Consider the following 15,030-nt stretch of genomic DNA (forward strand, 5'->3'; position numbering starts at 1 on the left):
TATGCAAGTAACGCTTAGAAAAGTTGGTAAAACACCATTAGATTTTGAAGTAAAATCTGATGAAATAACTTTTAAAGGTTATTTACAGTATCATGCCGACAAATTAATTTTGTTAAAAGCAAAATTAAGTGGTAAAATCACTACAGTCTGTGATGTCTGTGCTGAAGAGTTTAAACTAGATGTTAATGAAGATATAGAATTTTTTATCTCAGATGGCATTTATGAAAAAGAAGAAGACTCTATATTGGATGTTGTAGAATCATTTGATTCTACAATAGAGATAGAAGATCTTATGAATTCAGAAATAGAACTCATTAAAAGCGACTATAACAGTTGCGAAAATTGTAAAAACTCATAGTTTTTGTAAACAAATCTAAACAAAGGAAAAAAATATGGCAGTACCTAAAAGAAGAGTCTCACATTCTCGTTCAGCGAAAAGAAGAACTCACTATAAAATCACTTTAGCTAAACCAGTTAAAGATAAGGATGGAACTTATAAACTTCCACACCATATCAACCCTACAACTGGTGAGTATAAGTAGTCAATGATAAAAATTGCTATTGATGCAATGGGTGGGGATTTCGGTCCCGATCCAATTGTTAAAGGTTGTATCCTTGCACTTAGAAAAAAACATTTCATACCTATACTTGTAGGAAATAAATCTGAAATTTTACCTCTGTTACCAAAGCGTTATAGAGATAAAATTTCTATAGTAGAAACTGATGATGTGATTTCTATGGGTGATGCAGCGACTGATGCAGTAAAGAGAAAAGACAGTACTATCTATAAAGCTATAGAGTTAGTAAAAAACGGTGAAGCTGACGGTGTAGTCTCTGCCGGTCACAGTGGAGCTACAATGACTCTGGCTACTCTTAGGTTAGGACGCCTTCAAGGTGTCTCTCGTCCTGCTCTTGTAGCGTTGATGCCTACAAAAAATTCTAAAAAATCGATTGTATTAGATGTTGGTGCTAATGTTGATTCTAAACCTGAGCATTTAGCACAATTTGCAGTTATGGGTGGATGTTATGCTGAAGATATGTTTGGTATTGAAACTCCATCAATAGGTATTTTAGCAAACGGTGAAGAGAGCTCAAAAGGCAATGAAGTTACAAAAGCAGCATTTAAATTGCTTAATGGCTATAAAGGCTTCAAGGGAAATGTTGAAGGCAGCGATATTTTCAATGGTTCTTGCGATGTAATTACATGTGATGGTTTTATTGGAAATCTAGTACTTAAAGCAAGCGAAGGTGTTGCCTCAACTATCAGTGGTTTGATTAAAGATTATATTAGAAAATCTCCGGTTGCTATTACGGGTGCGCTGTTAATGAGAAAAGTTTTTAAACTTCTTAAGAAACAAATGGACTATGATGAAATAGGCGGTGCGCCACTCATTGGAATCAAAGGCTGTGTAATTGTCGGACATGGCAAAAGCACTCCAAAAGCAATACAAAATGCTATTTACCAAGCTATTAATTATGTGGATACTGGCGTAAACGAGCATATAGTTGAAAGACTAGAAGCGCTTAAAGCTAAGGAAAATTAATGGCTTATGCTGCGTTTCGTTCTATCGGTGCTTATGTACCAAGTAAAATATTATCGAATGAAGACCTCGCTACAATGGTTGATACTTCAGATGAGTGGATTACTAAGAGAACGGGTATAAAAGAGCGTCATATTGCAGCAGACGATGAATTTACAAGTGATATGGGTGTTAAAGCAGCAGAATTAGCAATCCAAAGAAGCGGCTTAGATAAGAGTGAGATTGATATGGTTGTTTGTGCAACTATCTCTCCTGATTACTTTTGTATGCCATCAACAGCTACTATAATAAGTACAAAGCTTGGACTTGGCAATGTAACTGCCTTTGACATATCTGCTGCATGTACAGGTTTTGTTTATATTTTATCTATCGCAAAAGCATTCATAGAATCCGGAATGAAAAAAAATGTTCTTATTGTCGGTGCTGAAAAATTATCTTCTATTACTGACTACACAGACAGAGGCACATGTATCCTTTTTGGAGATGGTGCCGGTGCTGCTATGATTTGTGCAACCGATAACAAAGACGAAGCTATTATTGATGTTCACACTGGCGCAGACGGAACATTTGCAGACTTGCTTATGACACCAAATGGTGGAAGCGGCTCCGCTCACGATTCGTTGGACCAAGAAGCAAATAGCTGTTTTATGCAAATGAAGGGTAATGAGACTTTTAAAGTTGCTGTTCGTACTCTTACAAAAGATGTTATTGAGATTTTACAAGAGAACAACATTGAAAGTTCTGCTATCAAGCATTTTGTTCCACACCAAGCTAATTACCGCATAATAAAAGCCGTTGGCGATGCTCTAAAGCTAAAAGACGAGCAGGTTGTACTGACAGTTGCAAAATATGGAAACACATCGGGCGCTTCTATACCAATGGCGATAAACGATATATATGAGCAGGGAAAATTAAAATCGGGTGAGCTGATGCTTCTTGATGCTTTTGGCGGGGGGCTGACATGGGGTTCAGCGCTAGTCCCTTTTAGCCCTTCAAAATGATACTATAGCTTAATTTCTTCGTTGAAATTTAGTGAATATTCGTCACTTACTATTAGTAAGCTCCTCAAATTAACTAAATTCCGTCTCGAACTTAAACGAAATTATTCATTTTATTAACTTTCTCATAACTTACAAATTTTCTAAAGCTTTTTTAACTCTTTTGTGAAATTCTTTCTCATTTGGGAGATTTAGTTTAGCTTCTCTTAGTTTTTCTCCCCACATAGGGTTAGGAAAGTAGCTGTCTTCTTCAAATCTTGCCATTACATGTATATGCACTCTTGGCAGCATATTGGCAAATGAAGCCATATTTATTTTTTTTGGATTATAGTAGTTTTTCATCTCTTCTTCTATAATATCATAAACATCCCAAAGCTTAGTTCTTAAGCTTTTTGGGACATCCCCGAGTTCCTTGTAGGCTTCTTTTGTAAAGATTTTCAACCAAGGTATTTCACTATCTTCTGTCTCAACATAAAGCTCTTTTTCTTCATAGATTATCATTATTTATTCCTTGTTTATAATCATAGCAAAAATTGTTCTTTTTTGACATTGATATAATATTTTGTTATAATATACGCCTTGATAAATATTAGAAAAAGCCAACCTTGTTGCGAAGCAAGTACGGAAAGTTATGGGTCTCTCGTAGATCGCCAGACTACCTAGGTATTTACACTACATTTTCTTTATCTATCAAAATTTATTTCAAGCAGGTATAAACAATCTCAGTATTGTGTTGTACATGTAAGTTATGTATTGTTTTATGCTCTGATTTTTATACTTGTTTGTATGGAGGAAGATTATGAAAAGTATAATCTTATGGGCCGTTACAATTTTGGTATTTTTAAACATTGATGCTTTTGCTAAAACTCTTGCCGAAGACGCTTTTAGTGTAAGTTATATCAATGACAAAGTTGATCTGGCTCCAGTTGTTTTATTAAAAATAAGACCGGAAACTGCATCAGATATTGCATTTAAACTTGCAATTTCTAGTAGTTTGTTAGAACTTAAAGAAAAGACTTTGATAGATAGCAATTTGGTAAGTAGGATTGCTCTTTTGGTGAGTTATAGATTTTAAGTAATGTACATGTACAACTTTTGTTGTACATGTAAGAGTGAGAATTAATCTCTGCTTCTGTTACGGTTTCTGTCTCCACTACGGTAACCACCACCGCCAGAACGGTTTCTGTCTCCACTTCCTGAACGACTTCTGCTTCCACCGCCGCCTGAGCGATTTCTGTTTCCACGGTAACCACCACGACCACCACTTCTGCTGTCATTTCTTTTACCGGCACGCTCTAAAATAGCTGCTAGTTTGTCAGCAGGGATACCGATAGTATTTGGACCTTTAACACTCTGTCTGTCTAAAATCATAGAAACGAGTTTAAACATAATAGTAGCTTCATCAATATCTTCTTTTAACATGTCAAGAATTTGGTGCGCTTCGTCATAGATGTGTTGATCTTCTATAGTTTTTACAATAGATTTTAAATTTAATGCTCTTAAATCATTTTTGCTTGGAACAAATGCATGAGTCATTGATGTTCCGACTTTGTTTTTGATTCTTTGTAGTTCTTTAAACTCTAGAGGAGTTAAAAGTGTAATAGCTTTACCTTTTGTTCCAGCACGGCCAGTTCTACCGATACGGTGAACATAAGACTCTGAATCAAAAGGAATATGGTAGTTAAATACATGTGAAATATCATTTACATGTATACCGCGAGCAGCAACATCGGTTGCAACAAGAACTTTTACTGAATTTTGTTTAAAACCTTTGATGACGGTTTCGCGCTGACGCTGCTCCATATCTCCATGAAGGCCGTTAGCAAGGTAGCCGGCGTTTGATAAAACATTTGAGAGTCTGTCAACTTCACTTTTTGTTCTACAAAATACTACAGATTTTTTTGTAGTCTCAGAATCCATAAGACGGATGATAGCATCATCTCTTTCAGACTCTTCGATTACATAATACTCTTGTTCTATATCTGTATTTGTAGTTTCACCCTGAGTGATAGAGATGAATTCCGGGTTATCCAAGATTCTCTCAGCAAGAAGCTTGATAGGTTTAGGCATAGTAGCCGAAAATAGAAGTGTTTGGCGATTTGTCGGCAGATATGAAAATATTTCATTGATATCATCCAAAAATCCCATGTCTAGCATCTCATCAGCTTCATCAAGAACAACAACACTTGGTGTAAAGTCTTTTATCATCTCTTTTTTAAGAATGTCCAAAAGACGGCCAGGAGTTGCAACAACTATGCTAGCGCCTCTTTCGATAAGGTCGATTTGTCTCTTATATGAGCTTCCGCCGTAAACTGTTGTAGTTCTAGCGCCTAAGCCTCTTCCGTATTTGAAAAGTTCATCACTTACTTGAGTCGCAAGTTCACGAGTCGGAGTAATAACTAAAATCTCAACTCCATTGTTTCTTTTCATATTGTTAAGTGCGGGAAGTCCGAATGCTGCTGTTTTACCTGTACCTGTATGTGCCTGACCGACTATGTCGCGACCCTCTAGTATGAATGGTATTGCTGCTTCTTGAATAGGGCTTGGAACTGTAAATCCAGCCTCTTTGACAGCTCTTTGGATGTCACTACTTAAACCTAAATCAGCAAATGTGATTAGTGGCTTTTCATTAATTTGTTCTTCGTTTGTTTGTGCATTTTCTTGCATCATAATCCTTTAAACTCAGGAGATGATACAAGTCTGCCAAGTTGACAGAGCACCTTCCCCTAAAGTATTTCGCGAATTATATCTAAATATACCATGATTTTAATTTAAATAAATTATATTTGAAATTACTTAAGTTTATATTGTGTAGAAAATGATTGGTTTTTAAGTTTTGATGTATTGTTTTAGAACATATCTCATTTTTTTGTAAGTAAAACATATTTTAGATATCATACATGTATGAAAATACAAACCCAATATATATACGAAAAGACATGGACAACAACGAAAGAGAGTGACCTTTTAAGAATGATAGAAGAAGAGGTTGGTGATGCAGATCCAAAAGGCACACTTGAGTACATTAAAGAGGCTATAAAAGGTGGCAAAGTCATAACTGTTGGCGAATGCAGATTTAGAGAAGAAAGGTAAGTGAACAAGATGGATAAAGTGGAAGATGGACTTGAAAAAGAACTCGAAGCCGTAGGACATTTTTACAATGTAGTTATAGAGTTTATAACTAACTACAGCTTTCAAATAGTTGGTGCAATAATTATATTGCTCATTGGTGTTGTAGCTTCAAAGTACATTCATAGGTATGTATTAAAATTATTACTTAAAACAACTATCGATGAGACTTTAGGTGGTTTCATTGCTAATTTTGTAAGATTTTTAGTAGTTGCAATGATGGCAATTTTGGCACTTGGCAAGCTGGGAATATCAATCGCTCCGTTTGTTGCAGCACTTGGTGCTATATCTTTGACTGCCGGTTTAGCTTTACAGGGAAGTGTTTCCAATTTTGCCGCTGGAATAGTTCTCATAGCGACTAAGCCATTTAAGATTGGCGATACAATTAGGGTTCACGACACCTATGGCGAAGTAGAAGAGATTAAACTTGCTTATACTATTTTGGTAAATGAAGACAAAGAACAGATAACTATACCAAACAAATATATGATAGGAGATGTTTTAGTAAACTCCTATAGCTACAGAATAGTAGAGGGAAGTGTCGGCATCGCGTATGACAGCGAGGTTGTAAATGCGATAAATATAATAAAAGATGCATTATCTACATGTAAAGAAGTCTCAGATGAAAATGAACCTATTATCGGCATTGAAAACTTTGGAGATAGTTCAATAAATATCGGTTACAGATACTGGGTTCCAACAAATAAGTTTTTTAAGATACAGTATGAAGTAAATTTAAATGTATTGCAAGCTCTAAATGATGCAAAAATTACTATACCTTTTCCTCAAAGAGAAATTCGTATGTTGGGAGACAATAATAAATGAATGATATAGCAAAACTAGTTTTAAGACTCACAGTTGGAGTGATGATCCTTTTTCATGGAGTTGACAAAATCATAAACGGCATTGGTGGAGTAAAGCATTTAACTGTCAATGCAGGCTTACCTGAATTTTTTGCCTATGGGGTTTATTTTGGTGAGATTGTTGTGCCGATTTTGATAATACTTGGTGTTTATGCAAGAATAGCTTCTTTAGTATTGGCATTTAACATGTTGGTTGCAATCTTTTTAGCATACGGCGGTTCACTGTTTACTTTAGGCAAACATGGCGCACCATTGTTTGAGCTTCCGTTTTTATATCTTATAATGTCAGTAATTATATTTATGATTGGCAGCGGAAAGTACGCTGTAAACAGTAAATAAAGACATAGTTATCTGACGCGAAGCGTCAAGCTTTAGTAACTCAGCGTTTTAGCGTAGCTTGATGGGCTTTGCTCATTAAGCGTATTAAATTTATGGATGGGGAACTTTGATGTTAGAATTCAAACTCCATCCAATTACAGCCATAAGAGCTATAACACTAATAGCCGGCAAAAACCCATAAGCAGCACCCAAGTAAACAAGCCAAAGTAAAATCGCGCCTAGAGGTGTTGGAACACCCGTAAAAAACTTGTCTACCTCTCCGGCGTCAGTGTTTATATTGAAATGTATAAGTCTTCTGAGTCCAGAAATCACAAAGTAAATACTAACTACAGAAGCTATTATAATCCAGATACCAGAGAGCGAAGTTGCATAAACTGCTTGAAAAACTAAAAAAACAGGAACAAGCACAAAACTCAAAAAATCTGCAAAGCTGTCTAGTTGAACTCCAAATTCGTTTGATAGGTTGTATTTTCTAGCAATCTTACCATCAAAAATATCAAAAGCACCGCCAATCCAAGCTAAAATTATTGCAACAAAAAAGTTGTTTTGAGTAATAAAGTAAGTTGCCATAAGACCTGCTGTTATGTTTACAAATGTAAACATATTTGCCAAGTTGAAATGTGATGTGCTTGTAAATAGAAATTTCATTAATCGCCTTTATTTTAGAATTATATCCAACAAAATATTTAATAATCTAACTTATTTAGTAAAAGAAGTATTTATGATATATTAATCACATAAATATATTATAGGGACAAGTAGGTTTTTATTTGTTGTTAAATAATATATAACATGATGTAAAAAAGGGGGATTATATGAGCTGGGTAAATAATTTCAAAATAAGTCAAATATTGGTAATTGCTGCCGGTATGATAATGATACTACTAATTGCAAGTACTGTGGTAAATAATAGTAGTATAAATACAATAGAAGAAGAATCTACGACGCAGATAGAAGAGATTTTACCAAATCTTTTTGATTTATTAGAGTTGCAGTTAAATATTGTTCAAGTACAGCAGTGGCTTACAGATGTTTCAGCTACAAGAGCAGCGGAAGGGTTTGACGATGGCTTTGACGAAGCAAGCAGCTATTTTGACAAAGCTAACAATGTTATCGACAGACTAATTGCTATGCATGCAGAGCTAAATGAAGCTGAGATGGTTAGTGAACTCACAATGTTTAAAAAAGATATGAAAGAGTATTATGATGTTGGAGTAAAGATGGCAACTTCATATGTTAAAAATGGACCAGAAGAAGGAAACAAGTTAATGCTTGTTCTTGACCCTTTTGCGGCAAAACTATCTAAGCAGTTGGATGTATGGATAAAAGCACATAAAGAAGAGTCCAATGCAGCAGCAGTTGAAATCAATCATAATATTCACGACTTGAAAATACAAAGCTTGATATTTTCGATTATCTTAATGATTGTCGTTATATTTGGATTTTTCATGATTTATACTATTCTTGGTTCTATAAAAACGATAGAGCTTTATTTAAATAAGCTGGCAACACTTGATTTTACTACAAAACTAAGGTTAAACGGCAAAAATGAAATTGCCACTATTGCCCAAAACTTATCTTCGGTAATCAGTTCTATAACAAGTTTTATAGCTGAGGCAAAAAAATCATCTGATGAAAACACCGCAATTTCACATGAACTTTCTACTACTGCTGTTGTTGTCGGTCAAAAAGTTGAAGAGGTTATTTCTATTGTTGATCAGGTTAACCAAAAAGCTAAGTCAATTATAAGTGAGGTAGCTGTCTCTATCTCAGAAGCTGTTGATGGTCGACAAAATACTGCCAGAGCAAATGATAATCTAGCTGAAGCTACAAAAGATATCATCCGTTTAACTTCAGATGTTCAGGATGCTGCAAACATTGAGGTAGAGATGGCAGGAAAAATAAATCAACTAAAGAGCGAGGCAGAGCAAGTAAAAGAGGTCTTGAATGTTATAGCTGACATAGCTGACCAAACAAACCTGCTTGCATTAAATGCAGCAATTGAAGCGGCGCGTGCAGGGGAACACGGTCGTGGTTTTGCTGTTGTTGCAGATGAGGTTAGAAAACTAGCTGAGAGAACACAAAAAAGCCTTGTGGAGATACAATCTACTATAAATGTTATTGTGCAGTCTATTATGGATGCTAGTGGAGAGATGAATAAAAACTCTGAAAATATTCAACTCTTAGCAGATGTTTCATCTGCGGTTGAGATTAAAATCAGTGCAACTGTAGAGATAATGGATGAAGCAGCAAAATCTAATGAAAAAACTGTTGAAGATTTTAGCAATACCAATAATCTAGTTGAAGCTATTTCAGTAGATATAGATAATGCTAACAAAATTGTATCTTCAAATGCAAGAAGCATAGAAGAGATAGCGGGTGCAGCAGACCATTTAAATAGTATGACGGAAAATTTAAATCATAAAATGGAACAGTTTAGGGTATAGATGAAATTAAGATAAAATAATATTGATAACACTTATCAATATTAAGAGAAGTATAAGTTGATATTGATTATCATTTTGTATGCTTAATAAAATAAAGGGTTTGTACAATGAATAAATTACTAAAAATAAGTGCAATTTCAGTTTTAGCATCATGCAGTATGCTTAATGCTGCAGATATAGCACAAATGTTTGAAAATGCGAAGGTGTCCGGAGAGCTTAGGTCTGTATATGCCGGGTATAAACAAGAAAAAGCAGGTGAGAGCGATACATATGCAACAGCTTTTGGGGGAGAGCTAAAGTATGAACTCGCAGAGTTGAATGGTTTTAGCGCAGCTGCAGCATTTAGAATATCACATGATATCGGTGCACTTACAGGAGAAGAGGGTAAGCAAAATGCTGAGTTATCTTCTAGCGATGGTGAATATACAGTTCTTAGTGAGGCTTATCTAAACTATAAAAATGGTGATTTTAACTTTCGCGGTGGTCGTCAGGTTATCGATACTCCTTTAGCCGATAGTGATGACATCAGAATGATTCCAAATACTTTTGAGGCGTATATTGCCACATATGAACTTCCCAATTTTATTTTTATGGTTGGTAATTTGCAAGATTGGCAAGGAGTAGATGCCGGTTTGGACGATGAATGGGTTAAGACAGGAGAGGATGGAACATGGTTTGGTAGTGTAACTTACACTGCAGACAACATAGAAGCGAGCGCTTGGTACTATAACATCACAAAACAACTTAACGCTGCTTACTTTGATGCTAGTTATAACTACAATATTAATGATGATGTCTCAATTCTTGGGGCTGCTCAGTATTTAAGTCAAAGTGAAATAAGCAATAGTGGAGAAGAAGCTAGTATATATGGTCTATTGGCTGAGTTTTCAGCTTACGACTTAGGAGTTTCTCTTGCTTATAATCATTCACAAAAACAAAGTGGCAAGACAAGCTTTAGCGGATTTGGTGGAGGTACGCTCTTTAGCAATATGGATATTATGATATTGGATGAAATAACTGCAGATAGGGATTCTAGGGCAATTGTAGCCGGTCTTAGTTATGAAATTGGAGACTTGACTCTTACATATGCTTACGGTGATTTTGACGGTGATGCTGACAGTATAGGAGATAAAGCCAATGTTGTAGAACAAGATATTGGTTTTGAATATAGTATAATTGCAGGTAAACTTGGAGTTTCGGGAATATATGTTATTTCAGAAGATAAAGAGAGTTTAGATAAAACAGACTTTGATTGGGATCGTTTTCAACTGATGGTAGCTTACAGTTTTTAAATTAAACTACTTTTAATATGATATTGGTTATCATTATAAAAAATAATGAGATATAAACATGCCTGATAAAGAAAATAATGAAAACATTAAAACATTAGACAATTGTAAAAAAGGCTCTGTAGTAAAAGTTTTAAAACTAAATGCAGACAGAGATTTAAAACAGAGGCTTATCTCTTTTGGAATAATGAAAGAAGCAGTTATAGAAGTACTCGAACATGCTCCGGCTAAAAGTACAATAGAAGTAAAAGTCGGAAAAATGAGGATAGCTCTTCGTGCTCAAGAAGCAGGCTTAATAGAGGTTCAAAAATTATGAATATACAAGCAAAAACTTGTCCTATAACAGCCAAACATATTAAGATAGCATTAGTCGGACAGCCAAATGTCGGTAAAAGTATGCTCATCAACTCTATCTCAAATGCACATCTACATGTAGGGAATTTTACCGGTGTAACGGTTGAGAAAAGTGAAGTTCTTTTTGACTATAAAGACTACCACTTTACTGTTGTTGATTTGCCTGGAACTTATGCATTAAATGAGTATACAATCGAGGAGAGAGTTACTAGCGAGTACTTGTCTGCTGAGGATTATGACCTAATTATAAATGTAGTTGATTCTACAAACTTGGAAAAAAATCTTCAACTGACTTCTGAACTTATGAGTGTTGGCAAGAAAATGGTTGTAGCCCTAAACATGAGTGATGAAGCTGACAGAGAAGGCATAGAAATAGATGAGAAATACATGTCTCAACTTCTTGGTTTTGCTTGTGTAAAAGTCTCCGCTGTAACAAAATCAGGAATAGAAGATCTTATCGAGGCTATTATAAGTGAGTACGAAAATGAAAGTTTAGAGCATAAACTTATTTTTAGTGAAGCAGTAGAACAGGAGATTTCTGAAATTGTAAAGTACCTGACTAAGCACAAATATCAAGATGAGAATTTATACAGAAATATAGCGATAAATCTTTTAAAAAATAACAAAAGTACTTATGCAAAACTCCATGATAACCCTATATGGACGGAACTGCAGCCAATTCTACTAGAAGCAACTAAACATGTCGAACTACATCATGATTCTGATGATATTAAAGAGGCTTTTGCTTCAGAGTATGCATCATTTAACAGGGGAGTCGTTGCAGAGGTTTTAAAGCAAAACAAAGAGCCTGAGAAAAAAACTCTTACAGATAAAATAGACAGTGTTTTAATAAATCAAATATTTGGTATACCGATATTTTTATTTTTTATGTGGGGATTGTTTCAGCTTACTTTTGAAATAGGTGCAATTCCTATGGAGTATCTAGATGCCTTGTTTGGATGGTTTGGTGATACAGTCGGTGCGACTATATCAAACGATGATATTCGTTCGTTGGTCGTAGATGGGATTATTGCAGGTGTTGGTGCTGTTGTGCTTTTTGTACCAAATATCGTCATACTTTTTATAGGTATTGCTCTGCTTGAGAGTACAGGCTACATGTCAAGAGTTGCGTTTTTGCTTGATGGATTTTTTCATAAATTTGGACTTCATGGACAATCGTTTATACCTCTTGTCACCGGTTTTGGCTGTTCTATTCCCGCTTATATGTCAGCTAGAATACTCAAAAACGATAGAGACAGACTTTTAACTCTGTTTATTATAGGTTTTATGAGTTGTGGAGCCAGACTTCCGGTTTATGTACTCTTTGCAGGCGCATTTTTCTCCCCTGAGAAAGCAGGAACCATTTTATTTGCCATTTATATAAGTGGCGCAATGATTGGGCTAATAGCAGCAAAAGTACTTAAATTAACAGCCTTTAAGGGTGTGGATGAGCCATTTGTTATGGAGATGCCAAAATATAGACTGCCGTCTTTTAAACTTATGTGGCATACGGTTATGACAAAGACTTGGATGTATTTAAAAAAGGCCGGTACTTTTATCGCAGCAGCTTCAATGTTAGTATGGTTTTTAAGTAACTACCCTAAAAACTTGGTTTTACAAGAGAGTTTTCAAACTAAAATAGAGAGTACTGCAAGTGAAAAAGAAAAAGCTCAATTGCAAAATGCTCTCTCTCAAGCAATGCTTGAACAGAGTTATTTAGGAACAATCGGTAAGTTTTCTATGCCTATTTTTGAACCGCTTGGCTTTGATTGGAAAATGAGTGTAGCACTTCAAACTGGACTTGCTGCAAAAGAAGTAGTTGTTTCAACACTGGGAGTCTTGTACTCATTGGGCGATGATGTAGATGAGAAGAACAACTCTTTGATAAATGTTATATCTAAAAACATACCATTTGCATCAGCTGTGGCATTTATAGTAGTTATCATGGTTTATCTGCCATGTTTGGCTGCTTCAGTTGTCTTTACTCGTGAAGCTGGCGGAATAAAATATTTCTTTTATCTTCTTGGTTTCACATCTGTTGTAGCTTACTCGCTTGCGTTCATTGCCTTTAATGTCACATCAATGTTTTTTATTAACTAGTTATTAGTTCATATCTGTTAAGATTCATGTATGAAAAAAATATTAATGATTGAAGATGACTTAGAACTAGCGGAGATATTGACAGAATATCTTGAACAATTCAAGTTTGAGGTTATCACTGAAGATGACCCTTTTAAAGCAGTAAGTATATTAAAGTTAGAGCCTTTTGATCTAGTTATACTTGACTTAACTCTTCCGGGAATGGATGGGCTAGAGGTTTGTGAAGCTATTCGTGAGAGACAAGATATCCCTATAATTATCTCATCAGCAAGAAGCGATGTTACAGATAAGGTTAAAGCGCTTGAACTTGGTGCCGATGACTACCTGCCAAAACCTTATGACCCAAGAGAACTCGAAGCTAGAATACACTCGGTATTAAGACGCTACGAGGCAAAATCTCAAGAAAAACAAGAATCAAAAAGCGACTTTAAATGCGATGTGTCTTCTATGGTGATTTTATATAAAGGCAGAAACATAGACCTTACAAATGCAGAGTTTGGAATTTTATCATATATGATTCAAAAACAAGGTCTAGTGGTATCAAGAGAAGATTTGATTCATAATGTAAATGCCATCAATGAGGACTCATCGAACAAGAGTATAGATGTTATGGTTGGAAGAATTAGAAATAAACTTGGAGATAAATCTCTCATAGAGTCTGTTCGAGGTGTAGGGTACAAACTTCTTAAATGAAAAAACACGCTGTTCTTTTAACTGTACTTTTTGCACTTATAGTTACTATTGTAAGTGTAAGTTTAGTCTTTTGGGAAGTTTTCAAATTAAATAAACAGCGTTATATAAATCATATTTTTACAAAACATGAGATTATCACACAAATTTATCGTCAACATGAGCAGAAATTTACCTCACATATTATGCTAGAGGCAAACTTGGCTGTTTATAGTTTTGTTTTGGAAAAGAGCGATATAGAAAAAAACTTTATTATAAAAAATGCCAAAGTTTTAAAAGAAAAAGACTTTAAGAATGTTAATGCTTCTTTAATGATGTCAAGAGAAGGTTTATATACTAAAAAAACTGTTACAGACTTAACTGCTACAATGCTTGAGTTAAATAAAAATATATATTTTCATATAAAATCTCCAACAGGTTCAGTACTTATACTAGATGAGGAGCTGAAGCCATATAAATACTACTCTTTAGCTTATTCATATTTGACAATTATACTTATTATCTCTTTTTCCTTTGTACTAATACTACAGAGACTAAGACCTCTTATAAGACTTAGAAAAAAGATAGCACTCTACGGTGATGGAGATATGAATATATCTTTTAAAACAAAAGGCTGTGATGAGATAGCTCTTGTATCGAATGAACTTGAGGCCACTAGAGGAAAAATAAACAGTATCTTAGAGTCAAGGACTCTGTTTTTACGAAATATTATGCATGAGCTTAAAACACCTATTGCAAAAGGAACTATTGCAACTCAAATGTTAGAATCTCAAAAACAAAGAGATAGATTCAGTTCAATATTTGGTCGTTTAGAATCATTGGTAAACGAATTTGCCCTGATAGAAGAAGTTACAAGCGTTAATGATAAAACAGATTTTAAAGAGTACAGGCTGGTTGATATTATTGATGGTGCTATTGATATGGCTATGGTCGATAAAAGTTGCGTAAGAGTTGATATTGACGGGAGTTATAAGATAAATGCAAATTATAGACTTTATACCACAGCAATAAAAAATATGATAGATAACGGAATTAAATACTCAACTGATGCACATGTAAAAATTTTAATGATAAATAATGAGCTATGCTTTGAAAGTCATGGCGAGTGTATAAAGCATCCTTTGCAGTATTATATAGAGCCATTTACCAAAGACAATCCATCAAAAAACAGTTTTGGTTTAGGATTATATTTAGTTGATTCAATCTTAAAAGCTCACGATCAGGTTCTTGCTCATGAGTATGAAAACGGTGTAAATCGTTTTATTTTTGCATAAGTTTTT

Annotated in this window: 17 protein-coding genes and 1 riboswitch; of the genes, 14 read left to right on the forward strand and 3 right to left on the reverse strand. The window is 34.8% G+C overall.

Translation table 11 applies throughout. The features are described from left to right. The first annotated feature begins 1 nt into the window (after position 1). From OQK60_RS08115 to OQK60_RS08130, 4 genes are read left to right on the forward strand one after another with little or no spacing between them, the layout of a single operon-like run. Positions 2-358: a hypothetical protein gene (locus OQK60_RS08115; RefSeq protein ID WP_297685877.1), complete on the forward strand. Its 357-nt coding sequence runs from the start codon at positions 2-4 to the stop codon at positions 356-358. Positions 359-392: 34 nt separating this feature from the next. Next, positions 393-542: a 50S ribosomal protein L32 gene (rpmF, locus tag OQK60_RS08120; protein ID WP_008335740.1), complete on the forward strand. Its 150-nt coding sequence runs from the start codon at positions 393-395 to the stop codon at positions 540-542. Between the two features lie 3 nt (positions 543-545). Next, positions 546-1,544, forward strand: coding sequence for a phosphate acyltransferase PlsX (gene plsX, locus OQK60_RS08125; RefSeq protein WP_297685880.1), 999 nt, complete (start codon positions 546-548; stop codon positions 1,542-1,544). Continuing rightward, positions 1,544-2,542 carry a beta-ketoacyl-ACP synthase III gene (locus OQK60_RS08130; protein WP_297685882.1) on the forward strand — a complete coding sequence of 333 codons (999 nt, stop codon included), beginning with the start codon at positions 1,544-1,546 and terminating at the stop codon, positions 2,540-2,542. Before plsX ends, OQK60_RS08130 begins: the two co-directional genes overlap by 1 nt. Before the next feature lie 129 nt (positions 2,543-2,671). Here the strand turns inward: OQK60_RS08130 and OQK60_RS08135 are convergent, their stop codons facing one another. Further along, positions 2,672-3,040 (reverse strand): HIT domain-containing protein, encoded by a 369-nt coding sequence (locus OQK60_RS08135; protein ID WP_297685884.1) that lies wholly within the window; start codon positions 3,038-3,040, stop codon positions 2,672-2,674. 87 nt (positions 3,041-3,127) lie between these two features. Continuing rightward, positions 3,128-3,202, forward strand: a riboswitch (cyclic di-GMP riboswitch). A gap of 136 nt (positions 3,203-3,338) precedes the next feature. Between OQK60_RS08135 and OQK60_RS08140 the strand changes: the two genes are divergently transcribed. Continuing rightward, positions 3,339-3,614 (forward strand): hypothetical protein, encoded by a 276-nt coding sequence (locus OQK60_RS08140; protein WP_297685886.1) that lies wholly within the window; start codon positions 3,339-3,341, stop codon positions 3,612-3,614. 44 nt (positions 3,615-3,658) lie between these two features. Here OQK60_RS08140 and OQK60_RS08145 read toward each other — a convergent pair whose 3' ends face one another. Beyond that, on the reverse strand, positions 3,659-5,206 hold the full coding sequence (locus OQK60_RS08145; RefSeq protein ID WP_297685888.1) for a DEAD/DEAH box helicase: 1,548 nt from the start codon (positions 5,204-5,206) through the stop codon (positions 3,659-3,661). Between the two features lie 237 nt (positions 5,207-5,443). On the opposite strand from OQK60_RS08145, the gene OQK60_RS08150 reads away from it, so the two are divergent. The 3 genes from OQK60_RS08150 to OQK60_RS08160 are packed head-to-tail and all read left to right on the forward strand — an operon-like array spanning position 5,444 to position 6,870. Then, positions 5,444-5,632: a hypothetical protein gene (locus OQK60_RS08150; protein WP_297685890.1), complete on the forward strand. Its 189-nt coding sequence runs from the start codon at positions 5,444-5,446 to the stop codon at positions 5,630-5,632. A gap of 9 nt (positions 5,633-5,641) precedes the next feature. Beyond that, a complete protein-coding gene (locus OQK60_RS08155; protein ID WP_297685892.1) occupies positions 5,642-6,493 on the forward strand; it encodes a mechanosensitive ion channel family protein in 852 nt (283 codons plus the stop codon). After that, complete coding sequence (locus OQK60_RS08160; protein WP_297685894.1) at positions 6,490-6,870, forward strand: DoxX family protein; 381 nt, start codon at positions 6,490-6,492, stop codon at positions 6,868-6,870. The genes OQK60_RS08155 and OQK60_RS08160 overlap by 4 nt, the downstream gene beginning before the upstream one ends. A 90-nt stretch (positions 6,871-6,960) precedes the next feature. On the opposite strand, the gene OQK60_RS08165 is transcribed toward OQK60_RS08160, so the two are convergent. Then, positions 6,961-7,518 carry a CDP-alcohol phosphatidyltransferase family protein gene (locus OQK60_RS08165; RefSeq protein ID WP_297685896.1) on the reverse strand — a complete coding sequence of 186 codons (558 nt, stop codon included), beginning with the start codon at positions 7,516-7,518 and terminating at the stop codon, positions 6,961-6,963. 167 nt (positions 7,519-7,685) lie between these two features. On the opposite strand from OQK60_RS08165, the gene OQK60_RS08170 reads away from it, so the two are divergent. The 6 genes from OQK60_RS08170 (at position 7,686) to OQK60_RS08195 (ending at position 15,024) form a co-directional block, all read left to right on the forward strand. Continuing rightward, positions 7,686-9,317 (forward strand): methyl-accepting chemotaxis protein, encoded by a 1,632-nt coding sequence (locus OQK60_RS08170; RefSeq protein WP_297685898.1) that lies wholly within the window; start codon positions 7,686-7,688, stop codon positions 9,315-9,317. A 107-nt stretch (positions 9,318-9,424) separates the two neighbouring features. Further along, positions 9,425-10,609, forward strand: a complete 1,185-nt coding sequence (locus OQK60_RS08175) for an OprD family outer membrane porin (RefSeq protein ID WP_297685900.1) — start codon at positions 9,425-9,427, stop codon at positions 10,607-10,609. 58 nt (positions 10,610-10,667) lie between these two features. After that, positions 10,668-10,922 carry a FeoA family protein gene (locus tag OQK60_RS08180; RefSeq protein ID WP_297685902.1) on the forward strand — a complete coding sequence of 85 codons (255 nt, stop codon included), beginning with the start codon at positions 10,668-10,670 and terminating at the stop codon, positions 10,920-10,922. After that, positions 10,919-13,060, forward strand: a complete 2,142-nt coding sequence (gene feoB / locus OQK60_RS08185) for a ferrous iron transport protein B (protein WP_297685904.1) — start codon at positions 10,919-10,921, stop codon at positions 13,058-13,060. The genes OQK60_RS08180 and feoB overlap by 4 nt, the downstream gene beginning before the upstream one ends. 30 nt (positions 13,061-13,090) lie before the next feature. Next, positions 13,091-13,753, forward strand: a complete 663-nt coding sequence (locus tag OQK60_RS08190) for a response regulator transcription factor (RefSeq protein ID WP_297685906.1) — start codon at positions 13,091-13,093, stop codon at positions 13,751-13,753. After that, positions 13,750-15,024: an ArsS family sensor histidine kinase gene (locus tag OQK60_RS08195; protein WP_297685908.1), complete on the forward strand. Its 1,275-nt coding sequence runs from the start codon at positions 13,750-13,752 to the stop codon at positions 15,022-15,024. The genes OQK60_RS08190 and OQK60_RS08195 overlap by 4 nt, the downstream gene beginning before the upstream one ends. The last annotated feature ends 6 nt before the right edge of the window (positions 15,025-15,030 follow it).

Source organism: Sulfurimonas sp. (assembly GCF_026196735.1).
Lineage (GTDB): Bacteria > Campylobacterota > Campylobacteria > Campylobacterales > Sulfurimonadaceae > Sulfurimonas.

Coding starts and splice junctions, on each gene's coding strand:
- OQK60_RS08130 (WP_297685882.1), top strand. CDS start 1,544: ATGGCTTATGCTGCGTTTCGTTCTATCGGTGCTTATGTACCAAGTAAA.
- OQK60_RS08175 (WP_297685900.1), top strand. CDS start 9,425: ATGAATAAATTACTAAAAATAAGTGCAATTTCAGTTTTAGCATCATGC.
- OQK60_RS08155 (WP_297685892.1), top strand. CDS start 5,642: ATGGATAAAGTGGAAGATGGACTTGAAAAAGAACTCGAAGCCGTAGGA.
- OQK60_RS08180 (WP_297685902.1), top strand. CDS start 10,668: ATGCCTGATAAAGAAAATAATGAAAACATTAAAACATTAGACAATTGT.
- plsX (WP_297685880.1), top strand. CDS start 546: ATGATAAAAATTGCTATTGATGCAATGGGTGGGGATTTCGGTCCCGAT.
- OQK60_RS08190 (WP_297685906.1), top strand. CDS start 13,091: ATGAAAAAAATATTAATGATTGAAGATGACTTAGAACTAGCGGAGATA.
- rpmF (WP_008335740.1), top strand. CDS start 393: ATGGCAGTACCTAAAAGAAGAGTCTCACATTCTCGTTCAGCGAAAAGA.
- feoB (WP_297685904.1), top strand. CDS start 10,919: ATGAATATACAAGCAAAAACTTGTCCTATAACAGCCAAACATATTAAG.
- OQK60_RS08145 (WP_297685888.1), bottom strand. CDS start 5,206: ATGCAAGAAAATGCACAAACAAACGAAGAACAAATTAATGAAAAGCCA.
- OQK60_RS08115 (WP_297685877.1), top strand. CDS start 2: ATGCAAGTAACGCTTAGAAAAGTTGGTAAAACACCATTAGATTTTGAA.
- OQK60_RS08195 (WP_297685908.1), top strand. CDS start 13,750: ATGAAAAAACACGCTGTTCTTTTAACTGTACTTTTTGCACTTATAGTT.
- OQK60_RS08170 (WP_297685898.1), top strand. CDS start 7,686: ATGAGCTGGGTAAATAATTTCAAAATAAGTCAAATATTGGTAATTGCT.
- OQK60_RS08140 (WP_297685886.1), top strand. CDS start 3,339: ATGAAAAGTATAATCTTATGGGCCGTTACAATTTTGGTATTTTTAAAC.
- OQK60_RS08150 (WP_297685890.1), top strand. CDS start 5,444: ATGAAAATACAAACCCAATATATATACGAAAAGACATGGACAACAACG.
- OQK60_RS08160 (WP_297685894.1), top strand. CDS start 6,490: ATGAATGATATAGCAAAACTAGTTTTAAGACTCACAGTTGGAGTGATG.
- OQK60_RS08165 (WP_297685896.1), bottom strand. CDS start 7,518: ATGAAATTTCTATTTACAAGCACATCACATTTCAACTTGGCAAATATG.
- OQK60_RS08135 (WP_297685884.1), bottom strand. CDS start 3,040: ATGATAATCTATGAAGAAAAAGAGCTTTATGTTGAGACAGAAGATAGT.